The 20,083-nt window shown below is 59.5% G+C and carries 17 protein-coding genes and 1 pseudogene; 8 read left to right on the top strand and 10 right to left on the bottom strand.

What is annotated here, in order from left to right; genetic code table 11:
- Nucleotides 1-7: 7 nt before the first annotated feature.
- The 3 genes from HF675_RS18050 to HF675_RS18040 all read left to right on the top strand — a co-directional run bounded on the left by HF675_RS18050 (nt 8) and on the right by HF675_RS18040 (nt 3,606).
- Nucleotides 8-1,156 carry a glycerate kinase gene (locus tag HF675_RS18050; RefSeq protein ID WP_187043534.1) on the top strand — a complete coding sequence of 383 codons (1,149 nt, stop codon included), beginning with the start codon at nt 8-10 and terminating at the stop codon, nt 1,154-1,156.
- 118 nt (nt 1,157-1,274) lie between these two features.
- Nucleotides 1,275-2,237 carry a ferrochelatase gene (gene hemH / locus HF675_RS18045; protein ID WP_105230064.1) on the top strand — a complete coding sequence of 321 codons (963 nt, stop codon included), beginning with the start codon at nt 1,275-1,277 and terminating at the stop codon, nt 2,235-2,237.
- Between the two features lie 64 nt (nt 2,238-2,301).
- The gene (locus tag HF675_RS18040; protein WP_187043533.1) at nt 2,302-3,606 is read left to right on the top strand and encodes an inosine/guanosine kinase; all 1,305 of its coding nucleotides are present in this window, start codon (nt 2,302-2,304) and stop codon (nt 3,604-3,606) included.
- A 34-nt stretch (nt 3,607-3,640) separates the two neighbouring features.
- On the opposite strand, the gene ybaL is transcribed toward HF675_RS18040, so the two are convergent.
- Nucleotides 3,641-5,332 (bottom strand): YbaL family putative K(+) efflux transporter, encoded by a 1,692-nt coding sequence (ybaL, locus tag HF675_RS18035; RefSeq protein WP_105230066.1) that lies wholly within the window; start codon nt 5,330-5,332, stop codon nt 3,641-3,643.
- 240 nt (nt 5,333-5,572) lie between these two features.
- Nucleotides 5,573-6,793 (bottom strand): MFS transporter, encoded by a 1,221-nt coding sequence (locus HF675_RS18030; RefSeq protein ID WP_105230067.1) that lies wholly within the window; start codon nt 6,791-6,793, stop codon nt 5,573-5,575.
- A 181-nt stretch (nt 6,794-6,974) separates the two neighbouring features.
- On the opposite strand from HF675_RS18030, the gene ushA reads away from it, so the two are divergent.
- Nucleotides 6,975-8,627 (top strand): bifunctional UDP-sugar hydrolase/5'-nucleotidase UshA, encoded by a 1,653-nt coding sequence (ushA, locus tag HF675_RS18025; RefSeq protein WP_187043532.1) that lies wholly within the window; start codon nt 6,975-6,977, stop codon nt 8,625-8,627.
- Nucleotides 8,628-8,687: 60 nt separating this feature from the next.
- Here the strand turns inward: ushA and ybaK are convergent, their stop codons facing one another.
- The 3 genes and pseudogenes from ybaK to HF675_RS18010 all read right to left on the bottom strand — a co-directional run.
- Nucleotides 8,688-9,167 carry a Cys-tRNA(Pro)/Cys-tRNA(Cys) deacylase YbaK gene (ybaK, locus tag HF675_RS18020; protein WP_105230069.1) on the bottom strand — a complete coding sequence of 160 codons (480 nt, stop codon included), beginning with the start codon at nt 9,165-9,167 and terminating at the stop codon, nt 8,688-8,690.
- 233 nt (nt 9,168-9,400) lie between these two features.
- On the bottom strand, nt 9,401-10,207 hold the full coding sequence (locus tag HF675_RS18015) for a TraB/GumN family protein (protein WP_111737613.1): 807 nt from the start codon (nt 10,205-10,207) through the stop codon (nt 9,401-9,403).
- A 226-nt stretch (nt 10,208-10,433) separates the two neighbouring features.
- Nucleotides 10,434-10,622 (bottom strand): annotated as a pseudogene (locus HF675_RS18010) (cation transporter); the annotation flags it as partial.
- A 637-nt stretch (nt 10,623-11,259) separates the two neighbouring features.
- On the opposite strand from HF675_RS18010, the gene cueR reads away from it, so the two are divergent.
- Nucleotides 11,260-11,664, top strand: coding sequence for a Cu(I)-responsive transcriptional regulator (gene cueR, locus HF675_RS18005; RefSeq protein WP_105230072.1), 405 nt, complete (start codon nt 11,260-11,262; stop codon nt 11,662-11,664).
- A 12-nt stretch (nt 11,665-11,676) separates the two neighbouring features.
- Here cueR and HF675_RS18000 read toward each other — a convergent pair whose 3' ends face one another.
- Nucleotides 11,677-12,138, bottom strand: coding sequence for an NfeD family protein (locus tag HF675_RS18000; RefSeq protein WP_187043531.1), 462 nt, complete (start codon nt 12,136-12,138; stop codon nt 11,677-11,679).
- Complete coding sequence (locus HF675_RS17995) at nt 12,138-13,046, bottom strand: SPFH domain-containing protein (RefSeq protein WP_105230074.1); 909 nt, start codon at nt 13,044-13,046, stop codon at nt 12,138-12,140. The genes HF675_RS18000 and HF675_RS17995 overlap by 1 nt, the downstream gene beginning before the upstream one ends.
- A gap of 305 nt (nt 13,047-13,351) precedes the next feature.
- Between HF675_RS17995 and cfa the strand changes: the two genes are divergently transcribed.
- Entirely contained in the window at nt 13,352-14,503 is a 1,152-nt protein-coding gene (gene cfa / locus HF675_RS17990; protein WP_111737612.1) for a cyclopropane fatty acyl phospholipid synthase, read from the top strand.
- 51 nt (nt 14,504-14,554) lie between these two features.
- Here the strand turns inward: cfa and HF675_RS17985 are convergent, their stop codons facing one another.
- From HF675_RS17985 to tesA, 3 genes are all read right to left on the bottom strand, one after another.
- Nucleotides 14,555-15,409: a co-chaperone YbbN gene (locus tag HF675_RS17985; RefSeq protein ID WP_111737611.1), complete on the bottom strand. Its 855-nt coding sequence runs from the start codon at nt 15,407-15,409 to the stop codon at nt 14,555-14,557.
- A gap of 76 nt (nt 15,410-15,485) precedes the next feature.
- A complete protein-coding gene (locus tag HF675_RS17980; protein ID WP_105230077.1) occupies nt 15,486-16,262 on the bottom strand; it encodes an SDR family oxidoreductase in 777 nt (258 codons plus the stop codon).
- A gap of 79 nt (nt 16,263-16,341) precedes the next feature.
- Entirely contained in the window at nt 16,342-16,986 is a 645-nt protein-coding gene (gene tesA / locus HF675_RS17975) for a multifunctional acyl-CoA thioesterase I/protease I/lysophospholipase L1 (RefSeq protein WP_187044770.1), read from the bottom strand.
- Here tesA and ybbA point away from each other — a divergent pair.
- Both ybbA and ybbP read left to right on the top strand, forming a co-directional pair.
- On the top strand, nt 16,957-17,643 hold the full coding sequence (gene ybbA, locus HF675_RS17970; protein ID WP_105230079.1) for a putative ABC transporter ATP-binding protein YbbA: 687 nt from the start codon (nt 16,957-16,959) through the stop codon (nt 17,641-17,643). The two genes, tesA and ybbA, sit on opposite strands and share 30 nt — an antisense overlap.
- On the top strand, nt 17,640-20,072 hold the full coding sequence (gene ybbP / locus HF675_RS17965; RefSeq protein WP_187043530.1) for a putative ABC transporter permease subunit YbbP: 2,433 nt from the start codon (nt 17,640-17,642) through the stop codon (nt 20,070-20,072). Before ybbA ends, ybbP begins: the two co-directional genes overlap by 4 nt.
- The last annotated feature ends 11 nt before the right edge of the window (nt 20,073-20,083 follow it).

Raw genomic sequence — 20,083 nt, 5'->3', positions numbered from 1 at the left:
GTTGACGATGAAAACGCTGAATAAAGTGGTGATAGCGCCGGATTCATTTAAGGAGAGCCTGAGCGCGCTGGAGGTGGCGACGGCGATTGAACGCGGATTCCGCCAGATTTACCCGGATGCCCGCTATGTGAAACTGCCGATGGCCGATGGCGGCGAAGGCACCGTCGACGCCATGGTGGCCGCGACGGACGGGCAAATTGTCAACGTGACCGTCACCGGGCCGCTGGGCCAGCCGGTTGAGGCGTTCTACGGGCTGCTGGGTGACGGTAAAACGGCGGTGATCGAGATGGCGGCGGCGTCGGGCCTGCATCTGGCGAGCGGCGATCGTCGCGATCCGCGCATTACCACCAGTTTCGGCACCGGAGAGTTGATACTGGCGGCGCTCGATCGCGGCGTCAGCGCCATTATTCTGGGCATCGGCGGCAGCGCCACCAACGACGGCGGCGCGGGCATGATGCAGGCGCTGGGGGTTAAACTGCTGGACCGGCAGGGGCAGCCGCTGCCGGCCGGCGGCGCGGCGCTGGCGGATCTGGCGCAGATCGAACTTGGCGCGCTGGATTCGCGCCTGCGGCGGGTAACGATCACCGTGGCCTGCGACGTGGATAATCCGCTGTGCGGCAAACAGGGCGCGTCGGCGGTGTTTGGCCCGCAAAAAGGCGCGACGCCGCAGATGGTGGATCAACTGGATCGGGCGCTGCGCCACTATGGCGAGCTGTTGGAGCGGGTGACCGGCTGTGGGGTGATTAACGCGCCCGGCGCCGGCGCGGCGGGCGGTATGGGCGCTGCGCTGCTGGGGATGCTCAATGCCGAACTGCGGCCGGGCGTTGAGATCGTGGTGGAAACGCTGCGGCTGGAGGCGGCGCTGCAGGATGCTGACCTGGTGATCACCGGCGAAGGGCGGCTCGACAGCCAGTCGATCCACGGTAAGACGCCGATCGGCGTCGCGCGCGTCGCCAAGCGTCATCAGCGGCCGGTGATCGCCATTGCCGGCAGTCTGACGCGTGATTACCAGGTGGTGCACCAGCACGGCATCGATGCGGCGTTCTCGGTGCTGGACCGGGTGATGACGCTGGAGGAGGCGCTGACGGACGCGGCGCGCAACCTCGAAGTCACGGCGCGCAACGTCGCTGCGGTATGGCGACTGGCTGAACGGTAATGCCTGTTGCTGATATCGGTTTCAGCCCCCGGCTTTTTCGTTACAATACGGCCTTATTTATTTAAGGCCGCAGCGTATTGGCGACAGGCCGAGCGTAACGGAAATAAGAGGCGCTGAAATGACGCAAGAAAAACATGGGGTATTGCTGGTCAACCTTGGTACGCCAGAAGCTCCGACGTCCGCGGCGGTAAAACGCTACCTGAAAGAATTCCTGAGCGACCCGCGTGTCGTCGATACCTCGCCGCTGATTTGGAAGCCGATCCTCAACGGCGTGATTCTGCCGATCCGTTCGCCGCGCGTTGCCAAACTGTACCAGTCGATCTGGATGGATGAAGGTTCGCCGCTGCTGGTGTACAGCCGCCGGCAGCAGCAGGCGCTGGCCGCCAGCATGCCGTCGGTGCCGGTGGAACTGGGCATGAGCTACGGTACGCCGAGCCTGAACGACGCCATCGATAAGCTGCTGGCGCAAGGGGTGACGCATCTGGTGGTGCTGCCTTTGTATCCGCAATACTCCTGCTCAACCAGCGCCGCGGTCTGGGACGGCGTTGCGCGCGTGCTGCGCGGCTATCGCCGTCTGCCGTCCATCAGTTTTATCAGCGATTATGCCGAACACCCGGCCTATATCTCTGCGTTGCAGCAGAGCGTTGAGCGCGCGTTCGCCGAGCATGGGCAGCCGGATCGGCTGGTGCTCTCGTTCCACGGTATTCCCAAGCGTTATGCGCAGACCGGGGATGACTACCCGTTGCGCTGTGAGGATACCCGCCGCGCGCTGGCCGCTACGCTGCCGCTGCCGGCGGAGCGTATTATGTTGACCTATCAGTCTCGCTTCGGCCGCGAGCCTTGGCTGACGCCGTATACCGATGAAACGCTGAAATCGCTGCCGGCGCAGGGCGTGAAGCACATTCAGCTGATCTGCCCGGGCTTCTCGGCGGACTGCCTGGAAACGCTGGAAGAGATTAAAGAGCAGAACCGTGAAATCTTCCTGCAGGCCGGCGGGGAAAAATTTGAGTACATCTCCGCACTTAATGACGAACCGGCTCATATCGAGATGATGCGCCAACTGGCGACGCAGCAGTTCTGATCTTCAATCCGGCGGGAATGTGTTAACATTTCCCGCCTGTTAACTGCCACAAACCGCCAATCACATGAAATTTCCTGGTAAACGTAAATCCAAACACTATTTTCCGGTGAACGCCCGCGATCCGCTGCTGCAGCAGACGCAACCGGAGCATGAAGTCAGCACCTCTTATATCGTCGGCATCGACCAGACGCTGGTGGATATTGAAGCCAAAGTGGATGATGCGTTTGTTCAGCGCTACGGCCTGAGTCTGGGGCACTCGCTGGTGATTGAAGATGACGTGGCGGAAGCGCTGTATCAGGAACTGAACGACAACAATCTGATTACCCATCAGTTTGCCGGCGGTACCATCGGCAACACGCTGCACAACTATTCGGTGCTGGCGGACGACCGTTCGGTGCTGCTGGGCGTGATGTGCAGCAACGTCAAGATCGGCAGTTACGCTTACCGGTATTTGTGCAACACTTCCAGCCGTACCGATCTCAACTACCTGCAGGGCGTGGACGGTGCGATCGGCCGCTGCTTTACGCTGATTAGCGAAAGCGGTGAGCGTACCTTCGCTATCAGCCCCGGCCAGATGAACCAGCTGATGCCGGAAAGCATTCCCGAGGCGGTGATTGCCGATGCATCGGCGCTGGTGCTGACCTCCTATCTGGTGCGCTGCAAACCGGGCGAGCCGATGCCGGCGGCGACCATGAAGGCGATTGAATACGCTAAAAAGCATGACGTGCCGGTGGTGCTGACGTTGGGCACCAAATATGTGATCGCCGACGATCCGCAGTGGTGGCGTGATTTCCTGCGGGACAACGTATCGATCCTGGCGATGAACGAAGACGAGGCGCAGGAGCTGACCGGTTTGAGCGATCCGCTGACCGCTTCGGATATGGCGCTGGAGTGGGTGGATCTGGTGCTGTGCACCGCCGGGCCGCACGGCCTGTATATGGCCGGTTATACCGAAGAGGCCAACAAACGCGAAACGCAGCATCCGCTGCTGCCGGGCCATATTGCCGAATTCAACCGCTATGAATTCAGCCGCGCTATGCGCCGCGAGAGCTGCGAAAGTCCGTTCCGCGTCTATTCGCACATTGCGCCTTATATGGGCGGCCCGGAAAAGATCATGAATACCAACGGCGCCGGAGACGGCGCGCTGTCGGCGTTGCTGCATGATATCGCGGCCAACGGTTATCACCGCAACAATGTGCCGAACTCCAGCAAGCACGTGCGCAGTTACCTGACCTATTCCTCGCTGGCGCAGGTGTGTAAATACGCCAACCGCGTCAGTTATCAGGTGCTGAACCAGCATTCGCCGCGCCTGACGCGCGGTTTGCCGGAGCGGGAAGATAGCCTGGAAGAGGCCTACTGGGAGCGTTGAGGATGACGGGCCGGCGCTGCTGGCCCGTGCAGGATTAGATCGGGCAGGCGCCGGCCTTTTCTTCCTCACTGATGTTCTCAAGCTGCAGGATATTCAACATGCTGTTGGCGATCTCCCTTTCTCCCATCACCACCCGGTCGGCGCCGCGCTCGGTGATATAGGTCACTTCATCGTCATAGTGCGCGCGGGCGATTATTTCTAGGTTGGGGCGTTTACCGCGCGCCGAGGCTACGATCTCGCCGGCTTCATAACCGTTGGGAATGGTCAGCAGCAGCCAGCGCGCGCAGTCCAGCCGCGCCAGTTCCATGATTTCGCCGTTGGCCGCATTGCCCAGCACGGTTTTAATCCCCTGTTCACGCAGCGCTTCGACCCGCGGGCGGGAATTTTCTATCACCACCATCGGAATGCCGGCCTCGCGCAGCTTACTGCCCAGCAGACTGCCGACGCGGCCATAGCCGACCACCAGCGCGTGGTTGCACATATCCACCGGGATCTGCTTCTCTTCTTCCACCGCCTCCTCCAGCGTCTGCTCCTCAATGGTTTCCGTTTTACTCAGGTAGCGCTCCAGCAGGGTAAACAGCAGCGGGTTGATCATGATCGACAAGATTGCGCCGGCCAGCACCAGATTACGGCCATGTTCCGACATCATGCCCAGCGCAATGCCGAGGCCGGCGAGAATAAAGGCGAACTCGCCAATCTGCGCCAGGCTGGCGGAGATGGTCAGCGCGGTGCGTTTGGAGTGGCCGAACATTCTGACCAGCAGGAAAGCGGCGACGGATTTGCCGAAGACGATGATTGCCAGCGTCGCCAGCACCGCCAGCGGTTCGTTAATCAGGATCAGCGGGTCGAACAGCATGCCGACCGAAACGAAGAACAGCACGGCGAAGGCGTCGCGCAGCGGCAGGGTGTCATGGGCGGCGCGATGGCTGAGCTCTGACTCGTTCAACACCATGCCGGCGAAGAAAGCGCCGAGGGCGAATGACACATCGAACAGCTTCACCGCGCCGTAGGCGATGCCCAGCGCCAGCGCCAGCACGGCCAGGGTAAACAGCTCACGCGAGCCGGTGCTGGCGGTTTTCGCCAGGATCCACGGCACCAGGCGGCGGCCGACGATAATCATCAGCGCGATAAAGGCGATCACCTTACCGATGGTCATCGCCAGTTCGCTCAGCAGCTGTGCGGTGCTGGCGTTGTTATTGTCCATCATGTTGCCGAAGGCCGGCAGCAGCACCAGCGTCAGCACCATCGCCAGATCTTCGACGATCAGCCAGCCGATGGCGATTTGCCCGCGCTGGCTGTCAATCAGCTGGCGCTCTTCCAACGCACGCAGCAGCACCACGGTGCTGGCGGTTGACAGACACAGGCCGAACACCAGACCGGAGAGCAAATCCCAGCCTAACAGGCGTGACAGGCCTATCCCCAACAGGGTGGCGACGGCAATCTGCGCCACGGCGCCGGGAATGGCGATGGATTTAACCGCGAGAAGGTCTTTCAGGGAGAAGTGGAGGCCGACACCGAACATCAACAGGATCACACCGATTTCCGCCAGTTCCGGCGCCAGTGAGATATCGGCGACGAAACCCGGAGTAAACGGGCCGGCGAGCACGCCTGCGGCAAGGTATCCCACCAGCGGGGAGATGCGCAGGCGGTTCGCCAGCATACCGAGGAGGAAGGCGAGTACCAGGCCTCCGACAATGGTGGTGATGAGCGGTGTTGAATGATGCATCCAGGCTCCTTCTTGTGTAGGCGTTACGGCGGGTGGTGTTTTTTTACGTATTGATACATTTAGTTTATTGCATTTAATCAATCATAGTTTGACTGAATTTGTCTTTTTTATAAAAAAGTATGCAATATTGCCGGGAAGGGAATGAACAGGGGATTTTGGCGAAAATTGTGGCATTAGCCAGCCAGGAGCACGAGGAAATCCCGGCTGCGCGATCGCTTTCAGCCGGGAAAAGTGGTTTCTTTAACGCGTCTTACCGTCCATATTCGGCAGTAAAGCGGTGATAATGCCGATTAACGGCAGGAAAGCACAGATTTTGTAAACCAGTTCGATACTGGTCAAATCGGCGACATAGCCGAGCACTGCCGCACCTAATCCGCCCATGCCGAAAGCAAAACCGAAGAATAAGCCGGAAACCATCCCCACTTTGCCGGGAATCAGCTCCTGCGCGTAAACCAGAATGGCGGAGAAGGCGGAGGCGAGAATCAGACCGATAATCACCGTTAAAACGCCGGTCCAGGCCAGGGATACATAGGGTAAAGCCAGGGTAAACGGCGCCGCGCCAAGAATTGAGGCCCAAATAACATATTTACGGCCGAACCTGTCGCCGAGAGGCCCGCCGATAATGGTGCCGGCGGCGACGGCGAACAGGAAGGCAAACAGATGAATTTGCGCATTCTGCACCGAAACGCCGAACTTATGTATCAGATAAAAGGTGTAATAGCTGCTGATGCTGGTGAGATAGAAGTATTTGGAAAAAATCAGCACCAGCAGAATGGTCAGTGAAAACGCCACGGTGCGTTTGGGCAGCGGTTTGATGGCGGACGCCGTTTTCGGCCTATTCTGTGCCGCGCGATGCTGCTGCTGATACCACTTGCTGACCTGTAGCAGCACCACGATGGCCAGCAGCGCCGCCAGCGTAAACCAGGCGATATTGCCTTTACCGTATGGGGCGATAATCAGCGCCGCCAGCAGTGGGCCGAGCGAACTGCCGAAGTTGCCGCCGACCTGAAACAGCGACTGCGCCAGGCCGTGGCGGCCGCCGGAGGCCATGCGCGCCACCCGCGACGATTCCGGATGGAACACCGAGGAGCCGGTGCCCACCAGCGCGGCGGCCAATAGCACCAGCGGGAAGGTATTGGCCACCGACAGCAGCAGCAGGCCGGACAGGGTAAAGCCCATGCCGATCGGCAGTGAGTAAGGCTGCGGATATTTATCGGTGTAGTAGCCAATCAGCGGCTGCAGTAGGGAAGCGGTCAGCTGATAGGTCAGAGTGATCATACCGATCTGTACGAAGCTGAGGTTAAAGTCGGCCTGTAGGATCGGGTAGATCGCCAGTATCAGCGACTGGATCATATCGTTGAGCAGGTGGGAAACGCTGATGGCGCCGAGAATCGAGAAAGCGGTGCCTTTTACCGCGCTGTTGCCGGCCAGCGGCGCAGCGCTATCGCTACGATCGGTCATATTATTATTAGCCTGGTAAGTAACAGAGAGAGGCTCCTATCTTAGGCGGGTTGTTTATTTTTTGCCATATGCGACATAATTTGATGCATATCCCAATTATTTGAAATCGTAAGCGATTAATTCACGTTACAATTCCATCTTTATCACTACTTGTCCTATTGAGATTATCTGGAGAGTCGCCATGCGTTTTTCGTTAACAGCCAGTGCCAGGGCGCTGCTGATTTCCCTGAGTTTGCTGCCGGGATTGGCCAGCGCCTGGGAGAAGGATAAGACCTACGACATCACTATCCTGCATACCAACGATCATCATGGCCATTTCTGGCAAAACGACCACGGGGAGTATGGCCTCGGCGCGCAAAAAACGCTGGTGGACGGCATTCGTCAGGAGGTGGCGGCCAGCGGCGGCAGCCTGTTGCTGCTGTCGGGCGGTGATATCAACACCGGCGTGCCGGAATCCGATCTGCAGGATGCGGAACCGGATTTTCGTGGTATGAATCTGATCGGCTATGATGCGATGGCCGTCGGCAACCACGAATTTGATAATCCGCTCAGCGTACTGCGCCAGCAGGAGAAGTGGGCGACCTTCCCGCTGTTATCCGCCAATATCTACCAGAAAAGCAGCGGGCAACGGCTGTTTAAGCCTTACGCGCTGTTTGACCGGCAGGGCATCAAGATTGCGGTTCTCGGCCTGACGACCGACGATACCGCCAAAATTGGCAACCCGGAATATTTCACCGATATCGAATTCCGCCCGCCGGCGCAGGAAGCCAAACAGGTGGTAGAGCAACTGCGCAAAGAGGAACAGCCGGATGTGATTATCGCCGCCACCCATATGGGGCATTACGATAACGGCAATCACGGTTCCAACGCGCCGGGGGATGTGGAAATGGCGCGCAGCCTGCCGGCCGGTTACCTCGATTTGATCGTCGGCGGCCATTCGCAGGATCCGGTATGCATGGCAAGTGATAACCACAAACAGGTGGACTATGTGCCGGGCACGCCGTGTTCGCCAGATCGGCAGAATGGCACCTGGATCGTGCAGGCGCACGAATGGGGCAAATACGTCGGGCGGGCGGACTTCCAGTTCCGCAACGGCAAGCTGACGCTGAAGCATTATCAGCTGATCCCGGTGAACCTGAAGAAAAAGGTGGAGAAGGCCGACGGCAGCAGCGAGCGCGTCTACTACACCCGACAGATCGCGGAAGATCCGGCGATGATGAAACTGCTGACGCCGTTCCAGGATAAAGGCAAAGCGCAGCTGGAGGTGAAAATCGGCAGCGTCAACGGCAAGCTGGAAGGGGACCGCAGCAAAGTCCGCTTTGTACAGACCAATCTGGCGCGCGTACTGCTGGCGGCGCAGATGGAACGCGCCAACGCTGACTTTGCCGTGATGAGCGGCGGCGGGGTGCGTGACTCTATCGAAGCCGGCGATATTACCTACAAAAGCGTGCTCAAGGTGCAGCCGTTCGGCAATACGCTGGTGTATGCCGATATGACAGGCCGTGAAATCGAGAAGTATCTGGCGGTGGTGGCTAATATGAAGCCGGACTCTGGCGCCTATGCGCAGTTCGCCAACGTCAGCCTGGTGGCGGACGGCAGCGGCGTCAGCGCGGTGAAGATTAACGGCCAACCGCTGCAGGCGGATAAAACCTACCGGATGGCGACGCTGAACTTCAACGCGCTGGGCGGCGATGGCTATCCGAAGATTGACGGCCTGCCGAGCTACGTGAATACCGGCTTTATCGACGCCGAGGTGCTGAAACAGTATATCGAGAAGCACTCGCCGCTGGATGCGGCGGCGTTCGAACCGAAAGGCGAGATTGTGTATCAGTAATGCATCACGGGCGGTCGGCGTGAGCAGGCCGCCCGTTGTTCGCTGACGTCAGTGACGGACTCAATCCCGCTTGGCGATATCGGCGAAGGTGCCGGTCAGAAGACGGCATAAATCGTCGGCCGCCAGTTCAATATCCAGCCCGCGCTTGCCGCCTGAGATGAAAATGGTGGCGAACTGCTGCGCCGGGCTGTCGATTACCGTCGGCAGCCGTTTCTTTTGCCCCAGTGGACTGATGCCGCCTACCAGATAGCCGGTAACGCGCTGCGCCAGCTGCGGATCGGCCATATCCGCCTTTTTTGCCCCCAGCGCCTTGGCGACCTTTTTCAGATCCAACTGCGTGGCGACCGGCGTGACCGCCACCGCCAGCTTTTTGGCGTCGCCGTTCAGCGCCACCAGCAGCGTTTTGTACACCTGGTCGGCGTTCAGCCCCAGTTTTTTTACCGCTTCATCGCCAAAATTGGTTTCATCGCTATCGTGATGGTAGGGGTGGAGCGTAAAAGCGACCCTGTTTTTTTCAAGCAGTACGACTGCGGGTGTCATAATCGGTGTCCTTAAACCGTAATAGCCAGAGTGGGTAAACTGTACGCCGAACGGCGGCATGCCGGCAAATGTACGACGCTGGCGGTATGAGTATGCCGGCTAAGTAAAGTCGGTTGCCAAGTTGTTATACAGGTTGTTACCCTGTCTGCCGCAGCCGCTGAGCGGCTGCATGCGTATAACTAAAATATGAGAAATTCCTCTTTGACTGGCCAATAGCGATATTGGCCATTTTTTTATGGCGCTTTTTGCAGCATCTCCGGCAGGTTGTCTTCGCCGTACAGGTGCAGCGCGCCGACGGCCACCACATAGTTACCGGGCGGCAGCGCCTGCAACTGGTGTTGCCACTGCAGATTACGCTGATGCATCAGCACATCATACAGCCCGGTGCTGAAGGTGGTGGGCAGCGTATCCAGAGCGATGCTGGGCTGGCTGTCCAGCCACCAGCCGATCATGGTTTGCAGCAGGCGGGCGTTGGTGTGCCAGTGCGTCAGCGTATCGCGCAGCAGCGCCATCCCGCCTTCGGGCAGCTGTTGCAGCATTTTGAGCTGCGTGTCGGCGCCTTCCAGCTCTATCACTTTTTTTTGTTGGCTTTTGGCGGCTTCCAGCAACTGATGGTCGATGCCGTATTCCGCACGCAGCCCCAACCGCTGCGCTTGACGCGCCTGCATGGTCAGCGCAATCTGCCAGCCGGGCAGCGTATCGAACAGCGCACTATCGGCGCCCAACTCCTGGCACAGCGTCTGTAAACGCTGTTGCTCCTTATCATTCAGGCGTTCAGCCAGCGGCGGCTGCTCTTCCGCCTCGCCAAACGGCGATGCCGAACCGGTGATATCGGCCTCGACAATCAGAGCGTCGGCCTGCTTCAGACGGCTGAGTAACCGGGCGGGCAGCGGCGCCATATTGGCCGTTCCCATATGGATACTGCCGACCAGATGCAGTTGCCGATCGCCCGGCAGCGTAATATCTATGCCCGGATAGGCGTAGGCCGCTGGCGATATTAAGCCAAGAAAAACGGCAAAACGGCGTAACAGTTGACCCATACGGCATAGCTCCTGTTTATCCCTGTAAGATTCCAACATTACTTGAAAGCTGATGGGTGAAATGTGTGATCCATGCTAAACGCTGTGCGCCGTGTGGGAAAGCCTGAGAAACGGTGGAATTATCCCAAAGGGGAAGGGGAGAGGGTGTTCGGCGGCTTAACGCGCCGCCGAGGGAGGTACCGGCAGGAGATTACTGAAATGCCGGCCACGATGAGCGGTGGCGTTACCCGGCCAGCTGAGCGTGGTAGCCGGCCTGCTCTACGGCGCCGATCAGCGCCTGCGGCGCGGCGTCACCGGTGACTTTGGCCTGCTCAAGGGTGACGTCGGCGGCGGTAACGCCGGGAACGGCTTCCAGAGCTTTACGCGTATGTCCGACGCAGTGTGAGCAAGTAAGGCCCTGCAGCGTAAGTACGGTAGTGTTCGACATGGTTTGTCTCCTTCATTTGAGCATTATTGATTAAGGCTTGACCGCCTTAACGCTTTTCACTGAGAATGAGGTTAAACCTTACCGCTGGGGGAAGGTCAAGATTTTACTTTTATTAAGCATTAAATGAATAATGTGATTTGTGAAATAAATTGCAGTGATAATAACGAAGGAAAAAACGCAGACGCTAGAGATGAGATCTTGCGAAAATGAAACGCGCAATGTTATGGCTTATTCAGTCCTTTTTTTATTTGATTCCTGCGGTAATCATCTTACTAGGTGTTTATGTTTTTGTGCGATTTATTCCGAGTTACTCTGCGCTTCTTAGCGTGTCTTGGATCATATTAGTCTCTTTTTTATATATCAAATACAACAAATGGTATTGATATATTTAAGTGGAAAATATTTTTGCAAAAAAGCCATTGGCCTGGAGCAGGCTGAGGATAACTTTATCTCCTGACGGCCTGCTGGATGCGCCGGCGTACCACGCCCTAACGGGTATCGTCATATTCTGGAGGCGAGCCGGGGGGTTTAGAGGTAGACTAGTAAACTGCTGAGCTGGCGCTGTATGTTACGGTACTGCGCGATACAGGATCTTCACCGCAAGGGTAAGGTCAAGGGGGGAACGATGAATATCAGCGATGTGGCGAAAAAAACCGGCTTAACCAGCAAGGCCATCCGCTTCTATGAGGAAAAAGGCCTGGTTACCGCGCCGATCCGCACCGACAACGGCTATCGCAGCTACAACCCTAAACATATTGAAGAGTTGACCTTGCTGCGCCAGGCGCGGCAGGTGGGCTTTAATCTGGACGAGTGCCGTGAGCTGGTGGCGCTGTTCAACAATCCGGCGCGGCATAGCGCCGACGTTAAAGCGCGCACCCTGCACAAGGTGACGGAGATAGAAAAACATATCCAGGCGCTGCAGGAGATGCGCCAGCGCCTGTTGACGCTGGCTGAGCAGTGTCCGGGCGATGACGGCGCTGACTGCCCGATCATTAATAACCTGGCCGGCTGCTGCCATACGCCGGGTTAAGCGGTGATGCCGTTATCCGCGGTTGACGGCGCGGATCACCAGCGTCGTGCCCTCCACGGCGACCACTTCCACTTCGGTGCCCGCCGGTAAATCTTGCGCCGCGCGGGCGCGCCAGCTGCCGTCGCCGATATTAATGCGACCCAGGCCGTTATGCAGCGGTTCGGTCAGCGTAGCGCGGGTGCCGATCAGCTGCCGGTTGCGTTGGTTAATCGCCTGAGCGCCGTCGCTGGCGGAGGCACGGGCGCGCAGCCAATACCACCACAGGTAGGCGACCACGACGACCAAAATGGCAAACAGCACCCCTTGCCATTCCCAGCCGATGCCTGGAAACAGCCAGACCAGCGTGCCGACGATTGCCGCCGCCACGCCGCTCCACAGCAGATAACCGCTGGTGCCGAGCATCTCGGCAATCAGCAGCAGGCCGCCGAGCGACAGCCAGAACCACTGCGGGTTTTCCACAATTGCCGCCAGCATTACGCTTTTCCTTTGCCGTCTTTCAGCAGTTCGGCGATGCCGCCGATAGAGCCGAGCAGGCTGCTGGCGTCGAGCGGCATCATTACAACCTTGCTGTTATCGGCGGCGCCGATGCTCTGCAGCGCGTCGGTGTATTTTTGCGCGACAAAGTAGTTCACCGCCTGGATGTCGCCGCTGGCGATCGCGTCAGACACCAGCTGGGTGGCCCGCGCTTCCGCTTCGGCCGCACGTTCACGTGCTTCCGCCTGCAGGAACGCCGACTGCCGCTCGCCTTCCGCCTTCAGAATCTGCGACTGTTTTTCCCCTTCGGCGCGCAGGATTGCCGCCTGACGCACCCCTTCAGCCTCCAGAATATCGGCGCGCTTGGTGCGCTCCGCCTTCATCTGGGCGTTCATGGAGGCCACCAGTTCGGCCGGCGGACGTACATCGCGGATTTCGATGCGGGTGATCTTCACGCCCCACGGGTTGGTGGCTTCGTCGACAATCTGCAGCAGGCGGCTGTTGATGTTATCGCGCTGCGACAGCATTTCGTCCAGCTCCATGGCGCCCAGCACGGTGCGGAAGTTGGTCATGGTCAGGTTGATGATCGCCAGTTCCAGATTGCTGACCTCATAGGCCGCACGCGCGGGATCGATCACCTGAATAAAGCAGACGGCGTCGATGGAGACGTTGGCGTTATCGCGGGAAATGACCTCCTGCGATGGGATATCCAACACCTGTTCCATCATATTGATTTTACGGCCGATGCGATCGACAAACGGCACCACCAGATTCAGGCCCGGCATTAAGGTTTTGGTATAACGGCCGAAGCGTTCTACCGTCCACTGGTAACCCTGCGGCACGATTTTGACGCCGGCGAAAACGGTGACCAACGCCACGACAATCACGATAATAATAAAAGCGAACATTGCATAACCTCCTGTTTTACAGATGTAAGTGAATATTACGACACTTTACCGGGTAAAGCCTGCTTTCTCTGCCTGAATGTCGATATTCCTCACTCCGCCAGCCGTACTGAGTGTCCGAACGGCGGTTACCGGCGCTATCCGTGCAGGTAAATATGCCAATTAGGCATGTTATTAATAATTTTAATTCATTTCATACCGTTTCCCTCGTTGGGTACCCTGCATTCACGCACTTATCTCCTTTCAAAATTTTGTCATTTCAATTTGCGACTATGCTTTTTGAAACGTCTTCTGCGTTGAGGATGGTTATGGATTCGGTCGGTATTAATACGCTGTCTCGTAGAAAAGATCGCTGGTACGCCATGGTTGAAGAGATGCTGGCGCAGGCCGGTATTACGATTAACGGCAGCCAGGCGTTTGATATTCAGGTGAATAATCCGCAGATGTTTAAGCGGGTGCTGCAGGAAGGATCGCTGGGCTTCGGTGAAAGCTATATGGACGGCTGGTGGGAGTGTGAGCGTCTGGATATGTTATTCAGCCGCCTGCTGAGCGCCGGCGTTGACGAGCGGTTGCCGAAGAATATCGCGGATATTGCGCGTATTGCCTACGCCCGGCTGTTTAACCGCCAGTCGCGTAAACGTGCCTGGCAGGTGGGCAAAGAGCATTACGATATCGGCAATGATTTGTTCAGCCGTATGCTCGATCCCTATATGCAATACTCCTGCGGCTATTGGAAAGAGGCCACAACGCTGGCGCAGGCGCAGCAGGATAAGTTGCGCATGATCTGCGAAAAGCTGCAGCTGAAGCCGGGGATGACGTTGCTGGATATCGGCTGCGGCTGGGGCGGTCTGGCGCAGTATGCGGCGGAACATTACGGCGTGAAGGTGTTTGGCGTGACGATTTCCGCCGAGCAGCAAAAAATGGCGCAGCAGCGCTGCGCCGGGCTGGACGTCGAGATTCTGCTGCAGGATTACCGCGATCTGCACCAGCAGTTCGACCGTATTGTTTCCGTCGGCATGTTCGAACATGTCGGACCGAAGAATTACGACACGTACTTCAGCGTTGCAGCACGCAATCTGCGCCCGGACGGTTTATTTTTATTGCACACCATCGGCTCCAACCAGACCGACCTGAACGTGGACGCCTGGATTGATAAATACATTTTCCCCAACGGTTGTCTGCCGTCGGTCAAACATATTGCCGATGCCAGCGAAGGGCGTTTTGTAATGGAAGACTGGCACAATATCGGCGCGGACTACGATCGTACGCTGATGGCCTGGCTGGAGAATTTTAAACGGGCATGGCCCGAGCTGGCTGCTGACTATTCGGAACGTTTTGAACGGATGTTCACCTATTACCTGAACGCCTGCGCCGGTGCTTTCCGTTCGCGCAATATTCAGCTGTGGCAGGTGTTGTTCAGCCCGAAAGGGGTAGAGGGCGGCGTGCGGGTTTATCGCTGAGCGTATAAACGGGGAACCATCGGGGCGTGCCGGCCCCGATGGCGGCGGGAATCAGTACAGCAGGGAATACAGCTGGCGGCGATATTTGCCGGCCAGTGCGTCGCCGGTGCCCAGCGCGGCGAGGATATCCATCAGGGTTTTGCGCGCGTTGCCGTTGGCAGCGGCCAAATCCTGTTTCAAATGCCCCATCAGCAGTTCCAGCGCTTCTTCATTACGGCCGACCTGGTGCAACTGCAAGGCCAACTGGGTCGCCAGCTCGGCGTTGGCGGGATCCTGCTCGACCTGCTGCTGCAGCTGTTGGATCTCCGGCGTATCGGCGGCCTGTTTCAGCAGTTCAATCTGTGCCACCAACCCCTGATAGCGGGTATCGCGATCCTGCAGCGGAATGGTGGCCAGCACCGCTTCGGCGTCTTCAACGCGGTTCAGCGTCAGTTGGGTTTCCGCCAGCAGCAGGCCGATATCGCTGCGCTGATTGCTGGTCTGCCAGGCTTCTTTCAGCAGCGGCAGCGCATCGATCGCCTTGCCTTCCTGCAGCAGTTCGCCGGCCTGCGCCAGCTTCAGGTCTTCTTCTTTCGGCAGAACGCGCTGCAGCAGTTCGCGAATGGCTTCTTCCGGCTGCGGTCCCTGGAAGCCGTCCACCGGCTGGCCGTCTTTGAACAGATAGACGGTAGGGATGGAGCGCAGGCCGAATTGCGCGGCGATCGCCTGTTGGGCATCGCAGTCGACTTTCGCCAGTACAAACTGACCGGCGTATTCCGCCGCCAGTTTGTCCAGCACCGGCGTTAACTGCAGGCAGTGTTGGCTGCGTTCGGACCAGAAGTAAAACAGCACCGGAACGGACATTGACTGTTCCAGCGTCTGATGCAGGTTGGTTTCGTTAATCTCAATAACTGTCGGCGTTAGCATTATTTTCTCTCTGATCTGCGAAGCATATAGGGCTACGTGGGGGCAGGGGACGCATCCTTCAACCCCGGTAATGCAATTAACCGTTGCCGCGCAGCAGCCAGTCCAGCGCCCGGCCGGGCAGAATACGGCGCAGCACGCTCAGCGCGTGCGCCAGCAAAGTGACCGGATAGCGCAGTTTGGCTTTCGGGCTTTCCAGCGCATGGCGCAGTTTGGGCAGCACCGCCTCCGGCGGCAGCGTCAGGCGTTTGGCGATACCGGGGTTATGTACGGGCTTATCGCTGCGGGTCTGATTGACGTTCTGGGTAAACTGGGTGGTCAGCGGGCCGGGCTCGATCAGGCTGACCTGAATACCGCTGCCGTGCAGTTCCATACGCAGGGCGTCGGACCAGGCTTCCAGCGCGAATTTACTGGCGGCGTAGGCGCCGCGTCCGGCGCTGGCGACCAGCCCCATCACTGAACTGGTCTGGATAATGCGCCCCTCGCCGTGCGGCAGCATAGCCGGCAGCAGCAGCTGCGTCAGCTGGTGGGTGCCGAACAGGTTGGTGGAAAACTGCTGTTCCAGCTGTTGGCGGGAGATGCCGCTGAGCGGGCCGTAAACGCCGTAGCCGCCGTTATTGAACAGGCCGTACAGGCGGCCGCCGGTCATCTCGATCACCTGCGCCGCCGCGCGCTCGACGCTGGCGCTGTCGTCCAGATCCAGCTGGATGCTCTCAAAGCCGAACTGCTGCATATGGTCGACGTCCTGCGCCTTGCGGCAGGCGGCCAGCACGCGATAACCGCGGCTGCGTAAATCCTGCGCCGCGATCAGGCCGATCCCGCTGGAGCAGCCGGTGATTAATACCGCTTTTTGCATAACTTTACCTACTCTTCATCCCTAATTTGATTATACCCGTCATACTAGCCGCATCGATGTTGCCGCAATACGGCATGGATCAATGGGGCGCAGGCTTCTGTGTCACTAAGGGGGTCAGGCGTTCCGCCATCCAGTTGGCGATAAACGGCTGGGCATCCAGATTCGGGTGCAGGCTGTCATCCTGCATCCACTCCGGCTTAATAGCCACCTGCTCCATAAAGAATGGCAGCAGGGGGATACTGAACTGTTTGGCAAGCCGCGGGTAGACCGCGCTGAATGATTCAGTATAGCGGCGGCCGTAGTTCGGCGGTATCCGAATCTGCATCAGCAGCGGACGGGCGCCGGCCTGCTGCGTCAGGGTGATTATTTGCTCAAGGTCGCGTTGCAGGTCCGGCGGAGGAAAACCGCGCAGCCCGTCGTTGGCGCCGAGCTCAATCAGTACCCAGCGCGGCTGATGCTGTTTCAGCAGTGCCGGCAGGCGCGCCAGTCCCTGAGCGGCGGTATCACCGCTGATGCTGGCGTTGATCACTTCGGGTCTGCCGGGCTGTTTCCGCCACTGTTCGGCCAGCCGCGTCGGCCAGGCCTGCGCCACCGGCAGGCGGTAGCCGGCGCTTAAACTGTCGCCAAGAATCAATAACGTATCGGCAGCCGCCGCACGTAAACAGAATAAACCCAACAGCAGAAGGATGGGAAAATGCCAGCGGAAAACGTTCTTGAAGTTCATCATCTTAGTAAGCACGTTGGTCAGGGTGAGCATCAGCTCACCATCCTTACCGGAGTCGAGCTGGTTGTCAAACCTGCGCAGACTCTTGCCCTGATCGGCGAGTCCGGTTCCGGCAAGTCGACGCTGCTCGGGATCCTGGCCGGGCTGGATGACGGCAGCGACGGCGAGGTGCATCTGCTGGGCGAGTCGCTGAGCGCGCTGGATGAAGAAGGGCGCGCTGCGCTGCGCGCCAGCAACGTCGGTTTTGTTTTTCAGTCCTTTATGCTGGTGCCGACGCTGAACGCGCTGGAAAATGTGCAGTTGCCGGCGCTGCTGCGCGGCGAGAGCGATCGCCGCAGCCGCGAACAGGCGGTGCAGCTGCTGGAGCAGCTTGGCCTGGGGCAGCGGCTGGATCACCTGCCGGCGCAGTTGTCCGGCGGCGAGCAGCAGCGGGTGGCGCTGGCGCGCGCCTTCAGCGGCCGGCCGCGCGTGCTGTTTGCCGATGAGCCGACCGGCAACCTCGACCGGCAGACCGGCGAGCGCATCGCCGATCTGCTGTTTTCCCTCAATCGCGATTACGCCACCACCCTGATTCTGGTGACCCACGATGAAACGCTGGCGGCGCGCTGCCAGCGCCGGCTGCGCTTGCGTGACGGCAAGCTGTGGGAGGAAGCATGATTTGGCGCTGGTTTTGGCGGGAATGGCGTTCGCCGTCGCTGCTGATTGTCTGGCTGGCGCTGACGCTGGCGGTGGCCTGCGTGCTGGCGCTCGGCAGCATCAGCGACCGGATGGAAAAAGGCCTGAGCCAGCAGAGCCGCGATTTTATCGCCGGTGACCGGGTGCTGCGCAGCGCGCATCCGGTGCCGGAAGGCTGGCTGCTTGACGCCAGCCGGCAAAACCTGCAGATAAGCCGCCAGCTCTCTTTTACCACCATGACCTACGCCGGCGATCGGCCGCAGTTGGCCAACGTTAAGGCGACCGATCTGGCTTATCCGCTGTACGGCAAGCTGGAAACGCGCCCGGCGAACGTCAAGCCACAGCCGGGCACGGTGCTGGTGGCGCCGCGGCTGCTGGCGCTGCTGGGCGTCAAAGTGGGCGATGAACTGGATGTCGGCGACGCCACGCTGCGCATCGCCGGGGAAATACTGCAGGAGCCGGACTCCGGGTTTAATCCTTTCCAGACCGCGCCGCGTATTCTGATTAATATGGCGGACGTCGAGAAAACCGGCGCGGTGCAACCCGGCAGCCGCCTGACCTATCGCTATATGTTTGCCGGCGCCGAGGCGGATCTGGACCGTTATGCGGCGACGCTGACGCCGCAGCTGAAGGCCGATCAGCGCTGGTTTGATACGGAGAACGCCGGCGGCGCGCTGGGCAAATCGCTGCAGCGTTCGCAGCAGTTTCTGCTGCTGTCGGCATTGCTGACGCTGTTGCTGGCCGTTGCTGCGGTGGCGGTGGCGATGAGCCACTATTGCCGCAGCCGTCACGATTTGATGGCGGTGCTGAAAACGCTGGGCGCCGGCCGCAAGGCGCTGCGCCGGCTGATTGTCGGCCAATGGCTGGCGGTGCTGCTGCTGGCGGCGCTGTGCGGCAGCCTGCTGGGGCTGGCGTTTGAGGCATTGCTGATCCGGCTGTTAGCGCCGGTGCTGCCCAAGGCGCTGCCGGCCGCTGGCGGCTGGCCGTGGCTGTGGGCGCTGGGTGCGCTGGTGATGATCTCCTTGCTGGTGGGGCTGCGCCCTTACCGGCAACTGCTGGCGACCCAGCCGCTGCGCGTGCTGCGGCGCGACGTGGTGGCCAACGTCTGGCCGCTGCGTTACTTCCTGCCGGCGGCGCTGTTGATCGTGGTGGCGTTGCTGAGCCTGTTGATGGGGGGCAGTACGCTGCTGTGGTCAGTATTGGCCGGCACGGTGGTGCTGGCGTTGCTGCTCGGCGCGATCGGTTGGGGCTGCATCGCGCTGCTGCGCCGCATCAGGCTGCGCAACCTGGCGTTGCGGCTGGCGGTCAACCGGCTTCTGCACCAGCCTTGGGTTACCGTCAGCCAACTGGCGGCCTTTTCCATGTCGTTTATGCTGTTGGCGCTGTTGCTGGTGCTGCGCGGCGATCTGCTGGAGCGCTGGCAGCAACAGCTGCCGCCGGAGGCGCCGAACTACTTTCTGATGAATATGACGGCGCAGCAGGTGCCGCAGGTACGCAGTTTCCTGCAGCAGCATCAGATCGCGCCGGAAACTTTCTATCCGATTGTGCGCGTACGCCTGACGGAGATTAATCAGCAGGCGGCGACCGAGCTGGTGCGTGAGGACGATCCCGGCGGCGAGGCGGTCAACCGTGAGCTGAATCTGACCTGGCTGGCGCAGCGGCCGCAGCACAATCCGCTGACCGCAGGCCAGTGGCCGCCGCAGCGCGGCGAAGTATCGATGGATGCCGGCATTGCGGAGCGGCTGAAGGTGAAACTGGGCGACACGCTGACCTTCAGCGGCGATACCCAGTCATTCCAGGCGAAAGTCACCAGCCTGCGGCAGGTGGATTGGGAGAGCCTGCGGCCTAATTTCTACTTTATCTTCCCGCCGGGGGCGCTGGACGGCCAGCCGCAGACCTGGCTGACCAGTTTCCGCTACGGCGGTGACGGCAGCATGCTGACCCAGTTGAACCGGCAGTTCCCGACGCTCAGCCTGTTGGACACCGGCGCCATTTTGCATCAGGTTGGCGGCGTGCTGCAGCAGGTCAGCCGCGCGCTGGAGGTGATGGTGATTCTGGTGGTGTTGTGCGGCGGCTTATTGCTGTTGGCTCAGGTGCAGGTGGGCATGCGCCAACGTCGTCAGGAACTGGTGGTGTACCGCACGCTGGGAGCGAGCAAGCGCCTGTTGCGGCGTACGCTGTGGTGCGAGTTTGCGCTGTTGGGGCTGGCCGCGGGGTTTGCGGCAGCGCTGGGAGCCGAAGCCGCGCTGTGGCAGCTGCAGAGCCGGGTGTTTGACTTCCCGTGGCAGCCGACGCCGGTGCTGTGGTGGGCGCTGCCGCTGCTCAGCGCGCTGCTGTTGTCGCTGTGCGGCGGTTGGCTGGGCGTGCGGTTGCTGCGCGGGCAGGCGCTGTTCCGCCGCTATGACGGTTAGCACCAATAACA

Source organism: Serratia sp. JUb9 (assembly GCF_014298095.1).
GTDB lineage: Bacteria > Pseudomonadota > Gammaproteobacteria > Enterobacterales > Enterobacteriaceae > Serratia_B > Serratia_B rhizosphaerae.
Note: the sequence above shows the minus strand (reverse complement) of the source record. Positions and strands in the feature narration are given on the sequence as shown.